18 protein-coding genes are annotated in these 18,510 nt (G+C 27.4%); 4 read left to right on the top strand and 14 right to left on the bottom strand.

All coding sequences use genetic code 11. From position 1 onward, the window contains the following. Positions 1-6: 6 nt before the first annotated feature. The 4 genes from HCG70_RS03135 to HCG70_RS03120 all read right to left on the bottom strand — a co-directional run bounded on the left by HCG70_RS03135 (position 7) and on the right by HCG70_RS03120 (position 4,585). Complete coding sequence (locus tag HCG70_RS03135; RefSeq protein ID WP_042393987.1) at positions 7-780, bottom strand: energy-coupling factor ABC transporter ATP-binding protein; 774 nt, start codon at positions 778-780, stop codon at positions 7-9. After that, positions 781-1,590: a cobalt ECF transporter T component CbiQ gene (gene cbiQ, locus HCG70_RS03130; protein ID WP_042393983.1), complete on the bottom strand. Its 810-nt coding sequence runs from the start codon at positions 1,588-1,590 to the stop codon at positions 781-783. Positions 1,591-1,651: 61 nt separating this feature from the next. Beyond that, complete coding sequence (locus HCG70_RS03125; protein ID WP_042393981.1) at positions 1,652-2,683, bottom strand: energy-coupling factor ABC transporter permease; 1,032 nt, start codon at positions 2,681-2,683, stop codon at positions 1,652-1,654. Between the two features lie 531 nt (positions 2,684-3,214). Continuing rightward, a complete protein-coding gene (locus HCG70_RS03120; protein WP_221697475.1) occupies positions 3,215-4,585 on the bottom strand; it encodes an MATE family efflux transporter in 1,371 nt (456 codons plus the stop codon). Between the two features lie 219 nt (positions 4,586-4,804). Between HCG70_RS03120 and selD the strand changes: the two genes are divergently transcribed. Then, positions 4,805-5,842, top strand: a complete 1,038-nt coding sequence (gene selD / locus HCG70_RS03115; RefSeq protein ID WP_042393974.1) for a selenide, water dikinase SelD — start codon at positions 4,805-4,807, stop codon at positions 5,840-5,842. A gap of 126 nt (positions 5,843-5,968) precedes the next feature. Here the strand turns inward: selD and yedF are convergent, their stop codons facing one another. The 5 genes from yedF to HCG70_RS03090 form a co-directional block, all read right to left on the bottom strand. Further along, positions 5,969-6,565: a sulfurtransferase-like selenium metabolism protein YedF gene (gene yedF / locus HCG70_RS03110; RefSeq protein WP_221697474.1), complete on the bottom strand. Its 597-nt coding sequence runs from the start codon at positions 6,563-6,565 to the stop codon at positions 5,969-5,971. A gap of 22 nt (positions 6,566-6,587) precedes the next feature. Continuing rightward, entirely contained in the window at positions 6,588-7,379 is a 792-nt protein-coding gene (yqeB, locus tag HCG70_RS03105; RefSeq protein ID WP_042393968.1) for a selenium-dependent molybdenum cofactor biosynthesis protein YqeB, read from the bottom strand. Between the two features lie 2 nt (positions 7,380-7,381). Continuing rightward, positions 7,382-8,140: a selenium cofactor biosynthesis protein YqeC gene (yqeC, locus tag HCG70_RS03100; protein ID WP_221697473.1), complete on the bottom strand. Its 759-nt coding sequence runs from the start codon at positions 8,138-8,140 to the stop codon at positions 7,382-7,384. Positions 8,141-8,431: 291 nt separating this feature from the next. After that, positions 8,432-8,629, bottom strand: a complete 198-nt coding sequence (locus tag HCG70_RS03095) for a hypothetical protein (RefSeq protein WP_042393962.1) — start codon at positions 8,627-8,629, stop codon at positions 8,432-8,434. Positions 8,630-8,643: 14 nt separating this feature from the next. Then, complete coding sequence (locus tag HCG70_RS03090; protein WP_221697472.1) at positions 8,644-9,267, bottom strand: HAD family hydrolase; 624 nt, start codon at positions 9,265-9,267, stop codon at positions 8,644-8,646. Positions 9,268-9,435: 168 nt separating this feature from the next. Here HCG70_RS03090 and HCG70_RS03085 point away from each other — a divergent pair, with 168 nt between their 5' ends. After that, positions 9,436-10,032, top strand: coding sequence for a hypothetical protein (locus HCG70_RS03085; RefSeq protein WP_221697471.1), 597 nt, complete (start codon positions 9,436-9,438; stop codon positions 10,030-10,032). A 177-nt stretch (positions 10,033-10,209) separates the two neighbouring features. On the opposite strand, the gene HCG70_RS03080 is transcribed toward HCG70_RS03085, so the two are convergent. Next, positions 10,210-11,664: a glycogen synthase gene (locus tag HCG70_RS03080; protein WP_042393953.1), complete on the bottom strand. Its 1,455-nt coding sequence runs from the start codon at positions 11,662-11,664 to the stop codon at positions 10,210-10,212. A 331-nt stretch (positions 11,665-11,995) separates the two neighbouring features. Between HCG70_RS03080 and HCG70_RS03075 the strand changes: the two genes are divergently transcribed. Further along, positions 11,996-12,190: a hypothetical protein gene (locus tag HCG70_RS03075; RefSeq protein WP_042393952.1), complete on the top strand. Its 195-nt coding sequence runs from the start codon at positions 11,996-11,998 to the stop codon at positions 12,188-12,190. A 38-nt stretch (positions 12,191-12,228) separates the two neighbouring features. Here the strand turns inward: HCG70_RS03075 and yjeM are convergent, their stop codons facing one another. Beyond that, entirely contained in the window at positions 12,229-13,749 is a 1,521-nt protein-coding gene (gene yjeM / locus HCG70_RS03070; RefSeq protein ID WP_221697482.1) for a glutamate/gamma-aminobutyrate family transporter YjeM, read from the bottom strand. A gap of 434 nt (positions 13,750-14,183) precedes the next feature. Between yjeM and HCG70_RS03065 the strand changes: the two genes are divergently transcribed. Next, complete coding sequence (locus tag HCG70_RS03065) at positions 14,184-14,912, top strand: phosphatase (protein WP_042393947.1); 729 nt, start codon at positions 14,184-14,186, stop codon at positions 14,910-14,912. Positions 14,913-15,099: 187 nt separating this feature from the next. Here HCG70_RS03065 and HCG70_RS03060 read toward each other — a convergent pair whose 3' ends face one another. The 3 genes from HCG70_RS03060 to HCG70_RS03050 form a co-directional block, all read right to left on the bottom strand. Beyond that, the gene (locus HCG70_RS03060) at positions 15,100-16,740 is read right to left on the bottom strand and encodes a PQQ-binding-like beta-propeller repeat protein (protein WP_042393945.1); all 1,641 of its coding nucleotides are present in this window, start codon (positions 16,738-16,740) and stop codon (positions 15,100-15,102) included. A gap of 139 nt (positions 16,741-16,879) precedes the next feature. Continuing rightward, complete coding sequence (locus HCG70_RS17755) at positions 16,880-17,146, bottom strand: EamA family transporter (protein ID WP_221697470.1); 267 nt, start codon at positions 17,144-17,146, stop codon at positions 16,880-16,882. 141 nt (positions 17,147-17,287) lie between these two features. Continuing rightward, a complete protein-coding gene (locus HCG70_RS03050; protein ID WP_221697469.1) occupies positions 17,288-18,328 on the bottom strand; it encodes a M42 family metallopeptidase in 1,041 nt (346 codons plus the stop codon). Between the last annotated feature and the right edge of the window lie 182 nt (positions 18,329-18,510).

Below are 18,510 nucleotides of genomic sequence, written 5' to 3'. Positions count from 1 at the left end.
CCCTCCCTATTTATTAACAAACTGCTTATTACCTCTCCCACAAATAGGACAATTTTGAATAGATAAAGGAATTTCTAGTCCACATGTATCAAGCAACTCACTATCTCTTAATATTTGCTTAGATGATCCATCAGCAATAATCTCCCCATTTTTTATTACTATAATTCTATTACATGTATCTAAAACCATATCTAAATCATGACTAGTAATTAATTTGGTATGTTCAAATTTATTAAGCATATTTATTAAGTTTCGCCTTGACTTAGGGTCCAAAGCTGATGTGGGTTCATCCATTATTAATATATCCGGTTTCATAGATAATACAGAAGCTATAGCTGCACATCTTTTCTCTCCACCAGATAATTTAAAAGGTGCTCTATCCTTTAAATGTGGAATTCCTACTAAATTTAATGCTTTCATAACTCTTCTTTCAACTTCGTCCTCTTGCAAATTATAGTTTCTTGGACCAAATGCCACATCATCATATACAGTTGTCATAAATAATTGATCATCTGGATCTTGAAATACCATACCTAACTTTTCTCTTATTTTACTTAATGTTTTTTTATTTAATTTCTCTTCCCCTACTATTATTTCACCATTTTTACTGGTTAATATACCCATTAAGAGCATAAGTAAAGTAGATTTTCCAGCCCCATTTGCTCCTATAATTCCAACAGATTCACCAGGCATTATATCAAAAGACATGTTTTTAATTGCTTCTTGTCCATCTGGATAAGAAAAAGTTAAATTTCTTACCTGTAGTTTATGATGAATCATTTATCCGATCACTCCTGAAAATAAATTTCCTATTAAAATAGGTATATTAAAATTTCTTGCTACTATGAAAAATAAACACCAAATAGTTAAATATAAATAATCTGATAATTTAATTTTTAAAGAAGCAGTACTATTATATTCTCCATTAAATCCTCTTAACTTCATTGCTTCATATACCCTTTGAGCTCTATCATAGGTACGTAAAAGCATCTGTCCTATAAAAGAGCCTAAATCTTTCATTTTAACTCCTTTTTGGCCTGGTGCTCTTAAATAGTATGCTTTCATCATTCTTGATGCTTCTTCAACTAAAACTGAAATATATCTATATGTTAATAAAATTTGCATTACAAATATCTTTGGTACTTTTATCATTCTTAATGCACAAGCTAAATTTTCCATTCCCGTAGTAGCTATAAGTAAAATACTTACTACAACTGTAAGCAAAATTTTTATAGATAAAGATAAGAAAGTTATCCATCCACTATTAATTATTATTCCTGCTACATTCATTGGAGTTTTATCATAAAATAAATTTATAACTCCTACTCCTAGTATAAATGGTGCTGCTATTAAAACTCTTTTTAATATTGGAGCTAATGGTATTTCTCCTAAAGAAGTAATAAGAATGGGATAAAATACAAAAGGTATTAATCCACTAATTTCATATTTATTAAATGATACTACACATATTAAATACAAAAATGTAGTTATTAATTTTACTAATGGATGAATACAATGAATTATTGTATCTTTCTTTGCTAAATCATCTAAGGTATTAATTTCGTAAATTGAGTTCATTATATTAGCCATTTATTATCAAACCTTTACTTAAAATTTAAAGGCAAGGCAAAGAATTTGCCTTGCCTAAAGCTTAATGAACATTAACTTTTTTTCTTTTTCCCTTTATAAACTTAACTCCAAACCCTATTAAAAGAGCTAGTCCTAATGTTAATGCTCCACCTATAATTCCCGAAATACTTGTCCCTACACTAACTGCTGGCCATTCTTCTTCATTATCACTTTGTGACTTAAAACTATAATCTGGAAGAAATGCAGTCTTTTCTTGAATATTTGATAATGTATCATGTACTCCTCCTGGCGAATCTAATTCTGTAGTTCCAGCGGTTTTCTCCATAGACCACTCTAATCCATCTGGATTAGCTGATGCAAACCAAGATAACATTCCTCCAACAATTAATACTGCAATTATTAATCCACCTAATACCCTTTTCATAGATATATTTCCATAAGCTTCTCCATCTGAAGATTTTTCTAAAATTTCTGGTCTTGCTTTCCATACAAAAGTTACTACTGCTGCAGTTACAAGCCCCTCAATAAATCCAATTGCAAGATGTATTGGTTGCATTAATAATACAAAGGTAGTAAATGGCAATTCAGTTTTTCCTGATAACAATGTTTCTAAAACAACACTAAATGCCCCTAGCTGAAGTCCTATTATAGATGCTAGAACTGAACCAGCAAATATTCTTTTTGTACTTATTCCTTTTCTATTAATAAACTTATAAATAAATGGATATGCAATAAAACATGCATAAAATCCCATATTAAAGACATTACATCCATAAGCTAGTAATCCACCATCAGCAAAGAAAAGCGCCTGAATGAGCAGTATAGCTGCCATTGTTAAAAATCCAGCATAAGGTCCTAATAAAATAGAAAGTAAAATTCCGCCTCCAATATGTCCGCTTGATCCTGTGCCTGGTATTGTAAAATTAATCATTTGAGCCGCAAAAACAAAAGCTCCCATTACACCCATTAATGGAATCTTTTTTTCATCCATATCACTATTTATTTTTTTTACACTATATGTAGCAACAGCTGCTGTTGCTACCAACATAGTTCCACCTACTGCCCCTGAAACTAAGGCATCTCCCATGTGCATAATATCTACTCCTTTATAAAAATATTTTTTATAGATAAGCTCTAATATTTAGCACCTTCATGGCCCTATTGTATAACTTTATTCTTTACTAAGTTAAACCTTCATGGTTTATATATTTACATTATATACCAGAAAATATTTTTTTAAAATAGTTTAATTATAAAAATAAATTGATTTCTATTATCAATAATACATATGCTTTATAGTAGAATTAATAAATATCTTAAAGTGTTTAGTTATGCTTTAAACAAATTAATACAACAATAATTGAAATAAAAATAATGCATATGATAAAAGTGCTTTATTACACTTTTTCATATGCATGTTTTTATAATAATTTATTGTAATTCATCACTTTGAACAATTTTTGTCTTAGCCTTCTTCTTCTGCTTAGGCTTTTTTTCATTTCTATTCTTTGCCAAACTATTTTCACCTCACTTAAATAAATTAACGTAATAAATAATTACATTAATTAGAGTGCTCTTATTTACGCAAAATAATACTGGCAATAATATCATTCTAAGCCAAAAATTAAGCTCCTTCAAGTTCAAATTCTCTTGTTACGTTTCTTACCCATTTACCTCCTAATACTCTTACAGCTGCAATAATTGATTTTATTACCTCATCACTTTTCACAATAAAAAATACTGCTTCAATTGGCCATTTTAATATAAATGCTACAATAAATCCGCAAGGTATAGCTACAAGCCATAAGAAAATAATATCATTTATTAAGACGAACTTTGCATCTCCTCCACCTCGTAGAACTCCCATCATTAATGTAACTCCAAAACTTTGAAATATAACTATAACTGACATAGATCCCATAATTTCAACTGCTATATTTTTAGTTACTTGAGATACATTATAAAAATCAACTACAATAGGCCTTATTAATAAAATTACGCCCCCTGCCATAATCCCCATTATTATACTAAGTACACCAACTGTTCGTGAATACTCTTTTGCTTTTTCATTCTTGCCTTCACCTATAGTATTACCTATAATTACCGCAGTTGCATTTGAAAGTCCAAATATAAATACAGTTACAAATTGAAATACTACATTACTTATACTATTAGCCGCTACAGTTTCAGTTCCAAGCCTTCCAAGTATAATAGAAATCATTGTTGACCCAGTTGACCATAAAAATTCATTAAATAATACTGGTGTACAATTTGTTAAAAAATCTTTAAAAATTATTTTATCTACTTTTAATAAATGTGAAGCCTTTAATAATATTTTATTTTCAAATTTAATCATAAAAATTAAAACTATACTAAATTCAGTTATTCTTGCTATAACCGTAGCTATTGCTGCTCCTTGAACACCTAATACTGGTGCACCAAAATTACCAAAAATTAATATATAATTAAAAAATGCATTAACAACTAATGATAAACTATATACAACTAATGAAATTTTAACTGTTTTTACTGAACGAAGCATCATTATTGTACAATTTGTTATTGCATAAAATATATATCCAACAGAAACTATTCTTAAATATGAAACTCCTTCCTCTATTACCCTTGTATCAGTAGTATATATTCTCATAAACTGACTCGGGAATACTATTGCTATAAAAATAAATATAGCTGCAATTATTAAGCAACCCCTATACATTATTGAAAGTATTTTATGTATTGTTTTTACATCTCCTCTTCCCCAATATTGTGATATCAAAATATTAGATCCCCCAGCTAGTCCAAATATTAATATCGTCAATATAAAGAATAAATTATTTCCAATTGATGCAGCTGATAATTGAACTTCTCCTAATGCTCCTAGCATCATAGTATCTACCATACTTACTGCAAACGTAATTAAATTTTGTATTGCAATTGGTAAAGCAATACTTAAAATTAGCTTATAAAATTTTTTTTCTTTGCTTATTAACATTATCTTATCCTCTCTTTTCTCTAATATAAAAGCTATAAGTTTATATATTTAATACTTTATGATAGAACATGGTTGTTTATATTTTCCATCTTTTTTTTAGTCCTATATACCTATACCATAATTAAATAAATTCTTCCATATATATTTATAATTTTTTATTTTTTATTTATAATAATCATATATAAAAAATATTTATTTCTTAATTCGAAGGGAGAAAAAATGGGGAATACTATAAAATTAACTACCTTAACTAAAACTTCTGGGTGTGCTGCAAAAATAGGTCCTGGAGTTTTAGATTCAGTATTAAAAAATCTACCTAAATTTGAAGATTCAAATCTTATAGTTGGTTTTGATAAAAAAGACGATGCTTGTGTATATAAAGTAAGTGAGGACAAAGCTCTTATTCAAACTGTTGATTTTTTTCCTCCTATGGTTGATGACCCATACATATTTGGACAAATTGCTGCTACTAATGCATTAAGTGATGTTTATGCTATGGGTGGTGATCCTGCAATTGCAATGAATCTATTATGCTTTCCATCTTGTTTAGATACATCAATAATGCATGATATTTTAGCTGGTGGATACAGTAAGGTATCTGAATCTGGTGCAGTTGTTAGTGGTGGTCATACTATTGCAGACCCTACTCCTAAATATGGACTTTGTGTAACTGGCTTTGCTCATCCTAATGAAATACTTACTAACAGCAATGCTAAAACTGGCGATGTCCTTGTTCTTACTAAACCTTTAGGCATAGGTATCTTAAATACAGCAACTAAAGCTGAATTACTATCTGCTGAAAAAATTAAAGAAGTAACTAATGTAATGACAACTTTAAATAAATATGCTAAGGATTCTTTAAAAAACTTAAGTGTTAATTCTTGTACAGATATAACTGGATTTAGCCTAATAGGTCATGGGTATGAAATGGCAAGTGGAAGTAATAAAACTATTGAGTTCTATTCTAATTCAATTCCTCTTCTTAATGATTCTTTAGAGTATGCTAGTATGGGAATTATTCCTGAAGGTATGTACAATAATTTAGAATATTTAAAAGATATTTTTAGATGTGATTCTTCTGTTACTCAAGAAATGCAAGATGTACTTTTAGATCCTCAAACTTCTGGTGGTCTTCTTTTATCAATGCCAGAAAAAGATGCTTTAGAGTTTATATCAAGAATGGAACTTAATAATCCTTGGACAAGAATTATTGGTACTGTTACTGATAAACAATCCCATTCAATAATAATAAAATAATATACAATTAAAAAGTCAGCATAACCTACTGTTTATTTTAGATAAACTGTACTAATTATGCTGACTCATTATTTAATATTATACGCTACATAATATAATTTAATAAATTTCACTAATCTTTTATAATTATATAGTTATTACTTTTGATACCTCTTTCATAACATTTGTTATATCATACATGTTGCTAACTTTTCCTACACTCAATTGTTCTTCTAAACCATAGAAATTAAGGCAAGCACCGCAAACTAACAGTTCTACCCCCTTAGCTTCCAAAACTTTCAAGTGTTCGATTGCTTGTTCATTTAGGGTTGGAACTTTTACTCCTCCATTCATAAATAAAATTGAACTTGGTAAATCTTCACCTTCAGAAATAGTATACAAGAACATCTTCATTAATGATTTACCTAACTCATCATCACCACTACCAATAGTTTCTTTGTTAACAAATACAGTCCAATTTCCTAATTCTTTTTTCCCTTCTAATTTATTCAAAATATCCTCACATTCTTCACATCCATTAGAAAAGTCAACTTTAAAATTATCTTTATCTTGTGTAATTTTTATTTCAAATCCTTGATTTTTTGCAAGTTTTTTTAAGTTTTCAACTGCAATTTTATTATCTACTTCAATTTCAAAAAAATTAACTCCAGACTCTATTTCCTTTTTAGCCATTATCACTGGTATTGGACAATTCTTTCCTTTAGCATCTATAAATTTTTTCATAACTTTCTCCCCACTCTTTCATTTATTTATTCTTATTACTCATATACATTATTGCTTCTAATACTCCTCCACCTATAGATCTTGCTTTATCAGAAATTGTAAAACAATGATCTTTTTCACATCGTGGATCAATATCTCCAGCCTTCATACCTTTAAATACTTCTATATTTTCTTGTAACATTCCTCTAACTATTCCATCAATTTGTGCTAAAACTTCTTCTTTATCTACATAAGCCACTACTTGACCTCTTTTAACAAAATCTCCAATTTTAACAACTGGCTTTATTTTACCATTTGCCGAAGCTCTTATAATTCTTTCTTTAGTATATCCACCAATATTCCCTGGAATTCCGGTATTAGGTATTGCACTCCCCTTTTCTATCACCTTTCCTAAATAATGACCTCTTTTAGTTTCAATTACTAAATCACAATCAATCTTTGCTTCAAATCCTGGCCCTACACCAATAACAATTGGTGCATCATCTATACTTGTCCCTAAATTTTTCTTTGCAATTATAGAATCTACAACTACATTTGGTTTTAACTTTGATACAATTTCTGCTTTTTCATCAATCATAACAGGTATATTACCTTGACTTATTACTTCATTTATCTCATCTATGCTATTAACTTTAATTCCTTTAATTCCTTCAATAATTGTTTCATTATCAAATATAGCTTGAGAAAAAGCTACTGTTCTTCTTACTGTTGTAGGATTTTCTATTTCTGTCATTACAACATCAAAACCACTTTTTTTTAATCTATATGCTATTCCGCTTGCTAAATCTCCTGCACCTTTAATAACTATTAGCATTTCTACACCTCATTAAATTCTTTATAACTTGTAATTATACTTTTTATATTATTCTGCTGCAAATATTCACATATCTCTTCTGCTAAATCTAATAATTCCTTGTTATCTACCTTATTAATTAATGCTCTATAAATAGCATTTTTGCATTCATGAACGCCTTTTTTTTGTCCCTTTTCACTACTTAATAAAATAGCTATATCTTTAGGTTTAATAACATAATTATCATTTTGCTTTAATATATTACAAACCTGCTGTGGTCTATGACATGTTTCTTTTATACTTTTATTTAACGAATCTATTCCTGCAACACCAACAACCATTGTAGTATTTTTCAAAATAACAGGTTCATGACTTGCTGGAGCTTTAAGCGGTAGCATTTTTGCACCATCAGCTTCAATTATTAAAAAATCACATAAGTTTATTAGTGCTTCAGCTATATCTTCACCAACACTTGAAATTTTATCATTCTTTTCTTTAATTCCTACTGTTACTAAATTATGTATTTTTAGTCTTTCAGTTATTTCTTTAACATCACCTTTAAAATCTATACAATCATTCGGCATATGCATATGTGTCGTAGTTGTAACTAAAACCTTTTTACCTAAATTACTTAACTCTCTTGCCAATGTATAAACAGAGGTTGTTTTTCCACCACCTCCAACAAAAGATATAATATTTTTTTCTTTTAAATCTATCCCTAAAGCTTTATATAAATATTTTTCTTCACTTATTGAACTATTTTTATAACCATAAATTTTCATATTAATTCCTTATATTTTAATTTACATCATAATTTATTGTAATATTTTTAATTATTCGTAATATTATATTTTCATATTTATTATACAAAGTTTTATTTGTTTTATAAACACTTAATAACAATTTTATCTTTATTTTAATTCGTCAATTTACGAATATTTATTTTTATTTAAAATACATTATTCATGAATAAAATATTTAGAAGTCATATTAAATCCAACAATAATTAAATTAAATACATAAATATTATTATTTCAATATAAATAAAAGTCACCAAATTTGGTGACTTTTATTTATTCCTCATATAAGTTATCTTCAATTATTTTATTAGCCAAAATTCCTATATTTACCTCTCTTGTATCCATATAAACATCAATAATTCTATCTACTAAAGTTACTTCAACATATTCAATATCTTTTCCATCTTCGTCTTTATAAGTAATTATGTCATATGTTATTATATCTTCTTTTAGCTTTTTTTTACTTATCATTTGCTTCTCCTTACTTATATTATTTCTAATAATTCATCAAAAGATTCTATTGAATTAAAAAATTCATATACGTTTCCAAATCCATACTTTGCAAAGATAAATGGAACATTTGCTAATTTAGCTGCATTTGCATCTCCTTGGGTATCACCTACATAAACAGGATTTTTTAAATTATTTCTTTCAACTATTAACTTAATATTTTCGCCTTTAGGTAATCCAGTTCTTCCTGGACATTCATAATCAATAAAATACTTGTCTAATTTATGTGCTTTAAAAAAACATTCTATATAACCATCTTGGCAATTACTCACTATAAATAATTTATGATTTTTTGATAATTCTTTTAATGTATCTTCTAATTTATCATATAGTGTTGCACCATATTCACCTAAATATTCATTTTCATATTCACAACATTCTTTTATTACTTGCATTTGCTTTTTAGGATCTAACTCTGGTAATAAAATACTTGCTATCTCATCTAATAATTTTCCCATACATGGTTTTAAATCTTCAACAGTTACTTCTTTGCGATTTAAATTGTATTTTGCAATTACACTTGTCCAAGTTTTTGCTACTTCAGCAGTTGAATCCCATAATGTTCCGTCTAAATCAAATATTATTCCATCAAACTTCATTTTATCCTCCTAGTATATCTTTTTAATTATTATATCATCTTTTCATCCTATTATCATTATTAGTTATGTTTATATAAATTTAATTAAGTAAATTAGATTTATCATTTAAATATGTAACATATATAAACGTAAATTAATAAGATATATTATAGCAAAGGAGGTAAACTTATGAAAAAGAATAAAAATACACTCTTACATGCATTAATTAAATGTTGGAGTCAAATATCTATTAGTGATAAATCGTTAATAATTATAATGTTTATTCTTTTACTTCAATGTGTTTATAATTTATTTATGCCTGAACCTACAACAAATAATGGAATTTCTATTAGCGTTATCGTACGTACTAGTGTTGCTTCTATTTTTGGTTATTTTTTAAGCGAAAATTTTTTAAAACATGAAGTTATAAAGAGTAATGACTCTAACTCTCCAATAATTGTTACAGTAAATGATGATGATAAAGAAGTTAAAGAAGAAACTCTAAAAAGTGATGATAAAAATTATATGGTTGAAAGTAAAAATAAATCTAATAACATTACAAATGATTTAAAATACTACATTTGTAATAAATCTTTGCAAGTTATAGTTGCTTTATCAGTTTGTGTAATTGCTTTATTCTCACTAATTATCGGATATGATTTCAACCTAATTCCTGAGGAAGCCACTCCATCTATAATACAGTTTAGAGATTTAATAAGTAGCTGCGTAGGTTTTTTATTGGGATGTTCAAGAACTAACTCCAATAAAAATTCATCAAAGAAATAAATAAAAAGCCACAACATATTTTTAATACATTGTGGCTAGTTATTAAGATATTCTAATTACTATAACTCTTACTTATATTCATACTACATACTTATATATTAAAATATTCTATAAATAATATTCAATCCTTTAAACTTACGAAGTTTAATTTCTACAACTTTATAACGTCCTAATATTTTACCATTCACCCATTAGTTTCCTATAAAGCCCAGCATAATCTTGTGCTGAATTTCCCCACGAGTAATCTTTTTCCATTCCTCTAAATGCTATACCATTCCATTTATCTCTATTATTAAAATATATATGTTTAGCATAATTAATTGTATTAAGCATTTCATGGGCATTATAATTTGCAAATGAGAAGCCTGTACCACAATCAGAATATATATTAAATGGTTCAACAGTATCTCTTAAACCACCTGTTTCTCTAACTATAGGAACGGTTCCATATCTTAATGATATAAGTTGTGTTAAACCACAAGGTTCAAATCTTGACGGAACAAGCATTGCATCAGCTGCTGCATATATTTTATGAGCTCTGTTATTTGAAAAATAAATATTTCCTGATACCTTTCCTTTTAACTTCCATTCATAATATCTAAACATATCTTCATAACCTTTATCCCCAGTTCCAAGTACTACTAATTGAGTGTGATCATCTACAATTTCTTCTATTACTCTAGCAATTAAGTCTACACCCTTTTGGTCAGTCAATCTTGATATAATTCCTATCATAAATTTATTATCATTTTGTTCTAATCCTAATTCATGCTGTAAACCTCTTTTATTATATAATTTATTTTCTATAAAGCTGTATTTATTATATTTACTGAATATTTCATTATCCGTTTCAGGATTATACTCATTATAATCAATACCATTTAATATACCATAAAGATCACCTGATTTTTGACGTACCACTCCATCAAGTCCTTCACCATAGTAATCATTTTGTATTTCATTTTTATAACTATTACTTACAGTAGTTATATAATTTGCGTAAACCATTCCACCCTTTAACATATTAGCATCTTTATTATACTCCATATCAGTAGGTCTAAACACATAATCCGGGAAATTGGTAATCTTTTGAAGTGTCTTAATATCCCAGATTCCTTGGAATCTTAAATTATGGATTGTCATTATAGTTTTTATATTATCGTAGAAATGATTATCTCTAAAAATTGTGTGCAAATACACAGGTAATACACCTGTTTGCCAATCATGACAATGTATTATATCTGGTTTGAAATTTATACTTGGTAAAATTGATAAAGCTGCCTTACTAAAGAAGCAGAATTTTTCAATATCAAATCTAGTATCTCCATATGGAGTATTCCCTCCGAAATAACGTTGATTATCGATAAAATAAAATGTAATTCCATCATATTGGGTTGTCAATACACCAACATATTCACTACCTGAAACTTGTCCTAAATCCATATAAAAATGTGTAATATATTTAAAATCACTTCTGTACTCCCATGGTATACATGTATAGTTTGGTATCACAACTCTTACATCAAACTCTTCTTTTGGAAATGATTTTGGAAGTGATCCTACAACATCTGCCAATCCACCTGTTTTAATAAATGGTACACTTTCAGAAGCGACAAATAATATTTTTTTCATCTTAAAATTCCTCCTGTTTTTAAACTGTGCTATCCTATTTTATAATTATAATTTTATGTTATTTAAATTAAATATTAATTTTTTTCTTAAATTCTAATAATATTTTACCACATTTCCATATTTTTGAAATAGTTTATTGCTATATTTGCGAATAATTTTTCTGTAAACCTTTCTAAATAACATTTTACTTCCTTTTTTTTATATTTTTTTAATTATTTGTTAATATTTTACTGTTAAATAAATCATTTTTGTATTAATATATATTATATGGTATAATTATATTAGAAATAATTATATTTCAATACTTTACAGTAAAAGGGATGGGATTATTATGAAAAATAATGCATATGAAATAATGAAAGAAATGTGGGCAATTGATGAAGAAATTCAAAAACTTACATCTGATTTGAAGAAAACAGCTCAAATTACAGAGAGAGAAGTATTAGAACGACGTATAGATTCATTATATGCTGAATTTTTAAAATATAAACATTTACTACAAGATATACAAGTTACAGGTTTATAATAAAAAAGTACCAAACAACTTCGTTTGGTACTTTTTTATTATGCTATTTTATCTATTGAATCTTTATTTCTTCCATATCTTTTCTCGTATTTAGAAATTAAGAAGAAAGCAATTAATCCAAATACTATTGGTCCAGCTAATTGGAATCCTGTAGAAACATAATCTTTAGTTTCAATTGCTGGTTGTAATATAGTAAATATATTAGCAAATCCAACAGTACAAGTTACTATTATAGCCCATATTGTTGCAACTGTTTTACTTTTAAAGAAAATGAAAGGTTTATCTATACTATCATTTTTTTTGAAATAAATAAATGCAATTGCTAAGAACATTGTTGGTATTGTCATTGCCACATTTCCCATAAGTATTAAATAATCTAAGAAGCTAGAAGATTTTCCGCCTGTTATTACAGCAATTATAATAATAGCCACAACTGCGATACATTGCATCCACATTGCATTTACAGGCATACCGTTATCATTTATTGCGGTCCATTTTTCTGGCCATATTTCCTTTGGTGTACCTTCTATTAATTGTTTTAATGGTGAATAAATTAGTGTAAAGAATGCACCTAATAATGCTAAGAACATTGCCAATCCAATATATCTTGCAAACCAAGTCCCCATTATTTCAATTCCATGTGGAGATAATCCAAATACCTCTCCAAGCTTAACTCCTAAGTTTTTAATAACCACATATGATACATTTGCCATTCTTACATCAGGATTTGAAAGTACTTCTTGCCAATTAGTGAATAAACCAACCATTAATATTGCTAAAGAATACCCTACCCCAATTACTATTGCTGAAATTTTAATTCCTTTTGGGAATGTTTTATTAGCATTTTCAGTTTGGTCAACAAGTCCACCAACTGCTTCTAATCCTCCATACGCAAATATAGCAAATACTAGAAATCCTAATACGGCTAAAACAGTTCCATAAGCTGGATTAGGTGAATGTACAAACTCTGATAGCTTTAGTGGCTGTGCTGCTTTAAAACCGTTAGCAAAAAATACAATTAATGAACCAACTATTAATAATACATTTGCACTTGTTACAAATATACCTCCAATTGATGCAACTTTTGAAATACTATTCAAACCTTTTGATGATAAGAATGTAATTAATATAACAAAAATTGCTCCTAAAATACCTAATGTTTGTGAAGAAGTAAATCCAAATAGTGACCAAGTAGATGTTTTATCAGTTCCAAATATTAAATTAGAAAGTGGAACCCATATAGATGATGATACACTAACCATCCAAACTATATATGATGCAAACCACATAAATGTACCAATAAATGCAAATTTTCTACCAATAGACTTTTGCATCCAAACGTAAATACCACCTTTTTCTTCTTTAAATGCTGCTCCAAATTCAGCCATCATAAATGCATATGGAATAAAGAAGCATATCGCACCAAAAATATACCATGGAATTGCTGAATATCCCATAAGGAAAAAAGCCCTTGGAATATTATTAAATCCAAATACTGATGTAAAAATCATAAGTATTAATGCAATTAAAGTTAATTTTCCTTTATTATTACTCATAATATTTCCTCCTTAGTTTAAAAAAGCTATTTTTTCATATTATAGCTTTTTTTATCGAATTTGATTTCAAAATATATACTATCATAATAAAACTATTATTTCTACTTTACCTTTTTCACAAAATAGTATATTTTATATAATATAATTAAACTTATATTATTTTATACTTATTTTATTTAAATATTATTTAATATAAATATATAAATTTTATCATATTATCACTTCACTTTATTATACTAAACTGTTAAATTGTTAAACTGCTTTTTTTTTTTAAACTTTTCTATTCATTTATTATAATTTCATTTTTTTATATAAATTAAACATTTAATTTTAATTTAAACATTATTTCTTTCTTATATTATTGAAGTTTAACTTAAAAATAAATATACTTTAATTATAAATACAATTACTTTAATTATACGATAAAGGAGAATTTTATGAATTACTTATCTGATTTGCATACTCATACTATAGTGAGCGGCCATGCATACACAACTCTTATGGAGAATATTAACTTTTGTTCACAAAAAGGCATTAAAATTTTAGGTACATCAGAACATGCTCCTACTATGCCCGGGGCTCCACATTACTGGTACTTTGGTAATCTAAAGGTTCTTCCAAGAATAATAAATGGAGTCATAATTTTAAAAGGGTGTGAAGCAAATATTTTAGATGTTGATGGTAATCTTGACATGCCTAGTGATGCTATAAAGAACTTAGATTATATGATTGCTTCTTTTCACGAACCTGTATTTGAGCCAAAATCTTTAGAAGAAAATACTATGGCTATTTTAAATACAATGGATAAATATGAAAAAGTTGAAATATTAGGTCATCTAGGAAACCCAAATTATAAACTTGATTATGATGCAATTGTAAAAAAAGCCAAAGAAAAGGATATTATGATTGAGATTAATAACAGTTCTTTATCTGGCTCGTCAAGAATTGGAAGTGATGTTAACTGTGAAAAAGTTGCACGTCTTTGTAAAGAACATGGGACTAAAGTTATTTTAACTTCTGATGCTCATATTAATTTAAGAATTGGTGATTTTTCTAATGGAATTGAATTATTTGAAAAAATAGAAATGCCTAAAGAGTTAATCATGAATGATCCTGAAAAATTAATTTCTCACCTTAAAAATAAAGGAAGATTACAAGATTTATAACAAAATACTATTTCAATAAAAAACGATATTTACTTTATGAATATTATAATTTACATTAAAAATTAAATTATAATATTCATTATGGTAAATATCATTTTTTGAATTCTTTTTAAGTTAGAACTTTCCAATTTAACTTGAAATCAGTATTTGCTTTTTTGCATCATTATATTAACTTTTCTTTATATTATTATTTTATTTCAATACCATAAATACTCCCAGCACGTGTTGCTATTACTATTGTATCTTCATATATTGCTGGTGATGCTTCTATATTGGCATCTAAAGTTAAACTATTTAATATTTCTCCATTTTTACCATCTATTAAAAACATATTTCCTATAGAATCACATTGAATTATATAAGCATTTCCATTTTTATCGTAAAAATCAACAGGTGATGACCACAAATAATTATCCACTTTAGTTTCCCATTGTATTTCACCTGTACTTTTATTTATTGAAATAATAGCTCCACTATTAAATCCATCATATCTAGCCAATGAGAATATCACTGAATCTGATATATTATTTTTCCCTATAACATTAGTAGCTAATACTCCTCCATTAGTTGCATCTGTTCCAACTACTGATTGACAAGAGAACTCATTCTTCCAAACCACTTCCCCTGTTAATCCATTTATTTTTCTAATTGTTGATATTCCACTTATCCCTTGATGATCTACCTCATCCCCTACATATAAATAAGGAACTCCTTCTTCAGCTTCAATTGTGATTGAAGCATCTATATCATCTAATCCTTCTATAACCCATATAGGTTCCATCTTCCTTAAATCTATACATTGAATATCTCCATTATTATCTGCAAAATATAATAAATTTGCATATGCTGCTACGCTATTTTCAATTCCTAGCCTACCATAACCTTCTCCAGTATAATATCTATATTTTAAGATTTCTGGATTTACTGACACAGTATTAGTATACTTATCATAATCAGTATTTAATTTTGTAATATATAAAATTCCATTTTCTCCACCTTCAATTACTATATCCCCATCAGAGTATATTAATGCTGAAGAATCGAAAGCTGGCCATCCTCTATATGCATATTCATCATATCCATTAATTTCATATAAACTACTTCCATCTATTAAGCTATAAATATTAAATCCAGTTACTCCACTCTCATTAATACCTTCACCTACATATAGCATTGGAATTCCTCTCGAATCTATTGACAGACTACCTTTTATTGGATTTCCTACATTGATAACACTTCTGCTTTTCTCTCCCGTTTCTAAATCTAAAAAATATACTTTCCCATCTAATGAAGCATATATTACTTCAGTAAAATTTTCTTTACTTTTAAATTTATCATCTATATTCATTGAATTTTTCAACTCTTCATCCCACTTAATTATCGACGGTTGACCAGTCCACCCTGCTCCTCCTCCCCATGAACTAAATGATGTTGAAGTTTTCCATTTTACATTTAACTCTTTTTGTGATATTTTGCTTATTCCATAAGAAGCTGTATTTCTAAAATTATTTCCTCTAAAAGTAACTATTCCTTCTAAATCTGTATATTTTTCAGTAAATAAAATATCGGAACATATGCTTTTATCCCCTATAACTTCATAACTATAATTAATATTAATAGTTGGCTCTAAATCTATTGCTTCAAATTCTTTGTTTTCTTCAATAATATCTTCCTCTGATCCTTCTACCTTTTCTATTATCTCATTTTTATTTTCAATACTTGTTGTTATTGTAATATTATTACCTCTAACATTTTTATCTACCACTCCACAAGCCATTAAACTCATTGTCATTCCCATTAAAATAAGTATTTTTATCTTTTCTCCCATAGTTAAACCCCTTTTTATTTTTTTAGATTTATTTATATATCTAAATATGTAATTAAACTTATGAGAATGACAAAAAATAGCTGATATAATAAAATTATATCAGCTATTTTATATTTTGTAAACTTTTTACATTTATTCTTTATATTGTTATTGTTTTTCTATTATAATTGCATTTTTTACCAATAATTTTATTCTTATTCTCTGAAACATAAACTCCAAAAATAATCAGTATCCCCCCCATCCCTGCTATTGCTTTTATTATTTCTTTTAACATTATCGCTGAGGTTATCATTGTAATTAATGGAATTAAATATATAAAATTATTAGATTTAACTGCTCCTATATGAAGTATTACTTTATTCCATAATACAAAACAAATTGAAGAAGCTAATATCCCTAGAAGCAAAATATTAAAAATGAAATTTTATTGTTCATAAAACCTAAAAAAAATTCATATCTATATAATTAAATTGGGATTTTAAATATAAAATAGCTCACTAAGACATTTAAATCTTAGTGAGCTTTAAACATATTTCTATTCAAAATATTATATCAAATATGCACTTAATAGTTTTATTGTATTTTCAAGAGCATTTACATGAGTTCTTTCCATACCATGAGAAGCATGGACCCCTGGTCCAATAAGGGCTCCTCTAATATCATTTCCAGCTCTTAATGCTGCACTGACATCTGAACCATACATTGGATATATATCTACAGCATAACTTAAATTATTTTCTTTTGCTAAATTAATTAATTCAGTAGTCATATTATAATCGTATGGCCCACTAGAATCTTTAGCACAAATTGACACATCATATTCTGTACAACTTAAATCATCCCCTATACATCCCATATCCACTGCTATCATTTCACTAATATCAGAAGGAATAGAAGCTGAACCATGACCAACCTCTTCATATGTAGAAATTATAATTTTTACTGTATTTTTAGGTTTTAAATTTTCTCTATGCATCATTTCTAATAATGCAATTATGACTGCAACACTACCTTTATCATCAATAAATCTTGATTTAATAAATCCACTTTCTGTTATTGTAGTCTTTGGATCAATAAAAATAAAATCTCCAACTCCAATACCTAATTTTTCAACATCCTCTTTACAATTTACAATTTCATCAATTCTTACTTCCATGTTTTTTTCATCTCTTGGTTTAGATTTACTATCCTCAAAAACATGAGCAGCTGGGCTAGTACTTAGAAATGTACCTGAATAAAGTTTTCCTTCTCTAGTCCTTATTGTACAATATTCACTATCTAATGTAGGTAAAATAGGCCCACCTAATATTGTAAACTTCAAATTTCCACTTGGTGTTATTGACCTCACCATTGCACCTAATGTATCAACATGTGCGCACATTCCTATTGTTTTTTCATTGTTTTTTCCTTCAACAGTAATTGTTCCACAACCCTTATTATTTCTTTCAAAGTTATATCCAAAAGGTTTAATAATTGCCTCTATCTTATCCATGATTTCAAAACAAAATCCTGTAGGACTATTGAACTCTAATATTTCTTTTGCTGTCTTTAATAAGAATTCCTTATTAACACTAAAATTACTTTTCATTTTCTCCTCCTAAAAGTCAATATTATTTTTTATATTATTAATATTATCATATTTAACCTTAATCTAGTAAATTTTACTTAATTTTATTTATATTCTTTACCGCACAAAAAAATATCCTTAGTATTAACTCAATTTATGAATTAATATTAAGGACATTTTATTAATATATTACTGCTTAACTA

This window comes from Clostridium sp. K04, from assembly GCF_019734375.1.
In the GTDB taxonomy this organism is placed as follows: domain Bacteria; phylum Bacillota; class Clostridia; order Clostridiales; family Clostridiaceae; genus Clostridium; species Clostridium saudiense.
The sequence above is the reverse complement of the archived record's forward strand: the minus strand, read 5'-3'. Positions and strand labels throughout refer to the sequence as shown.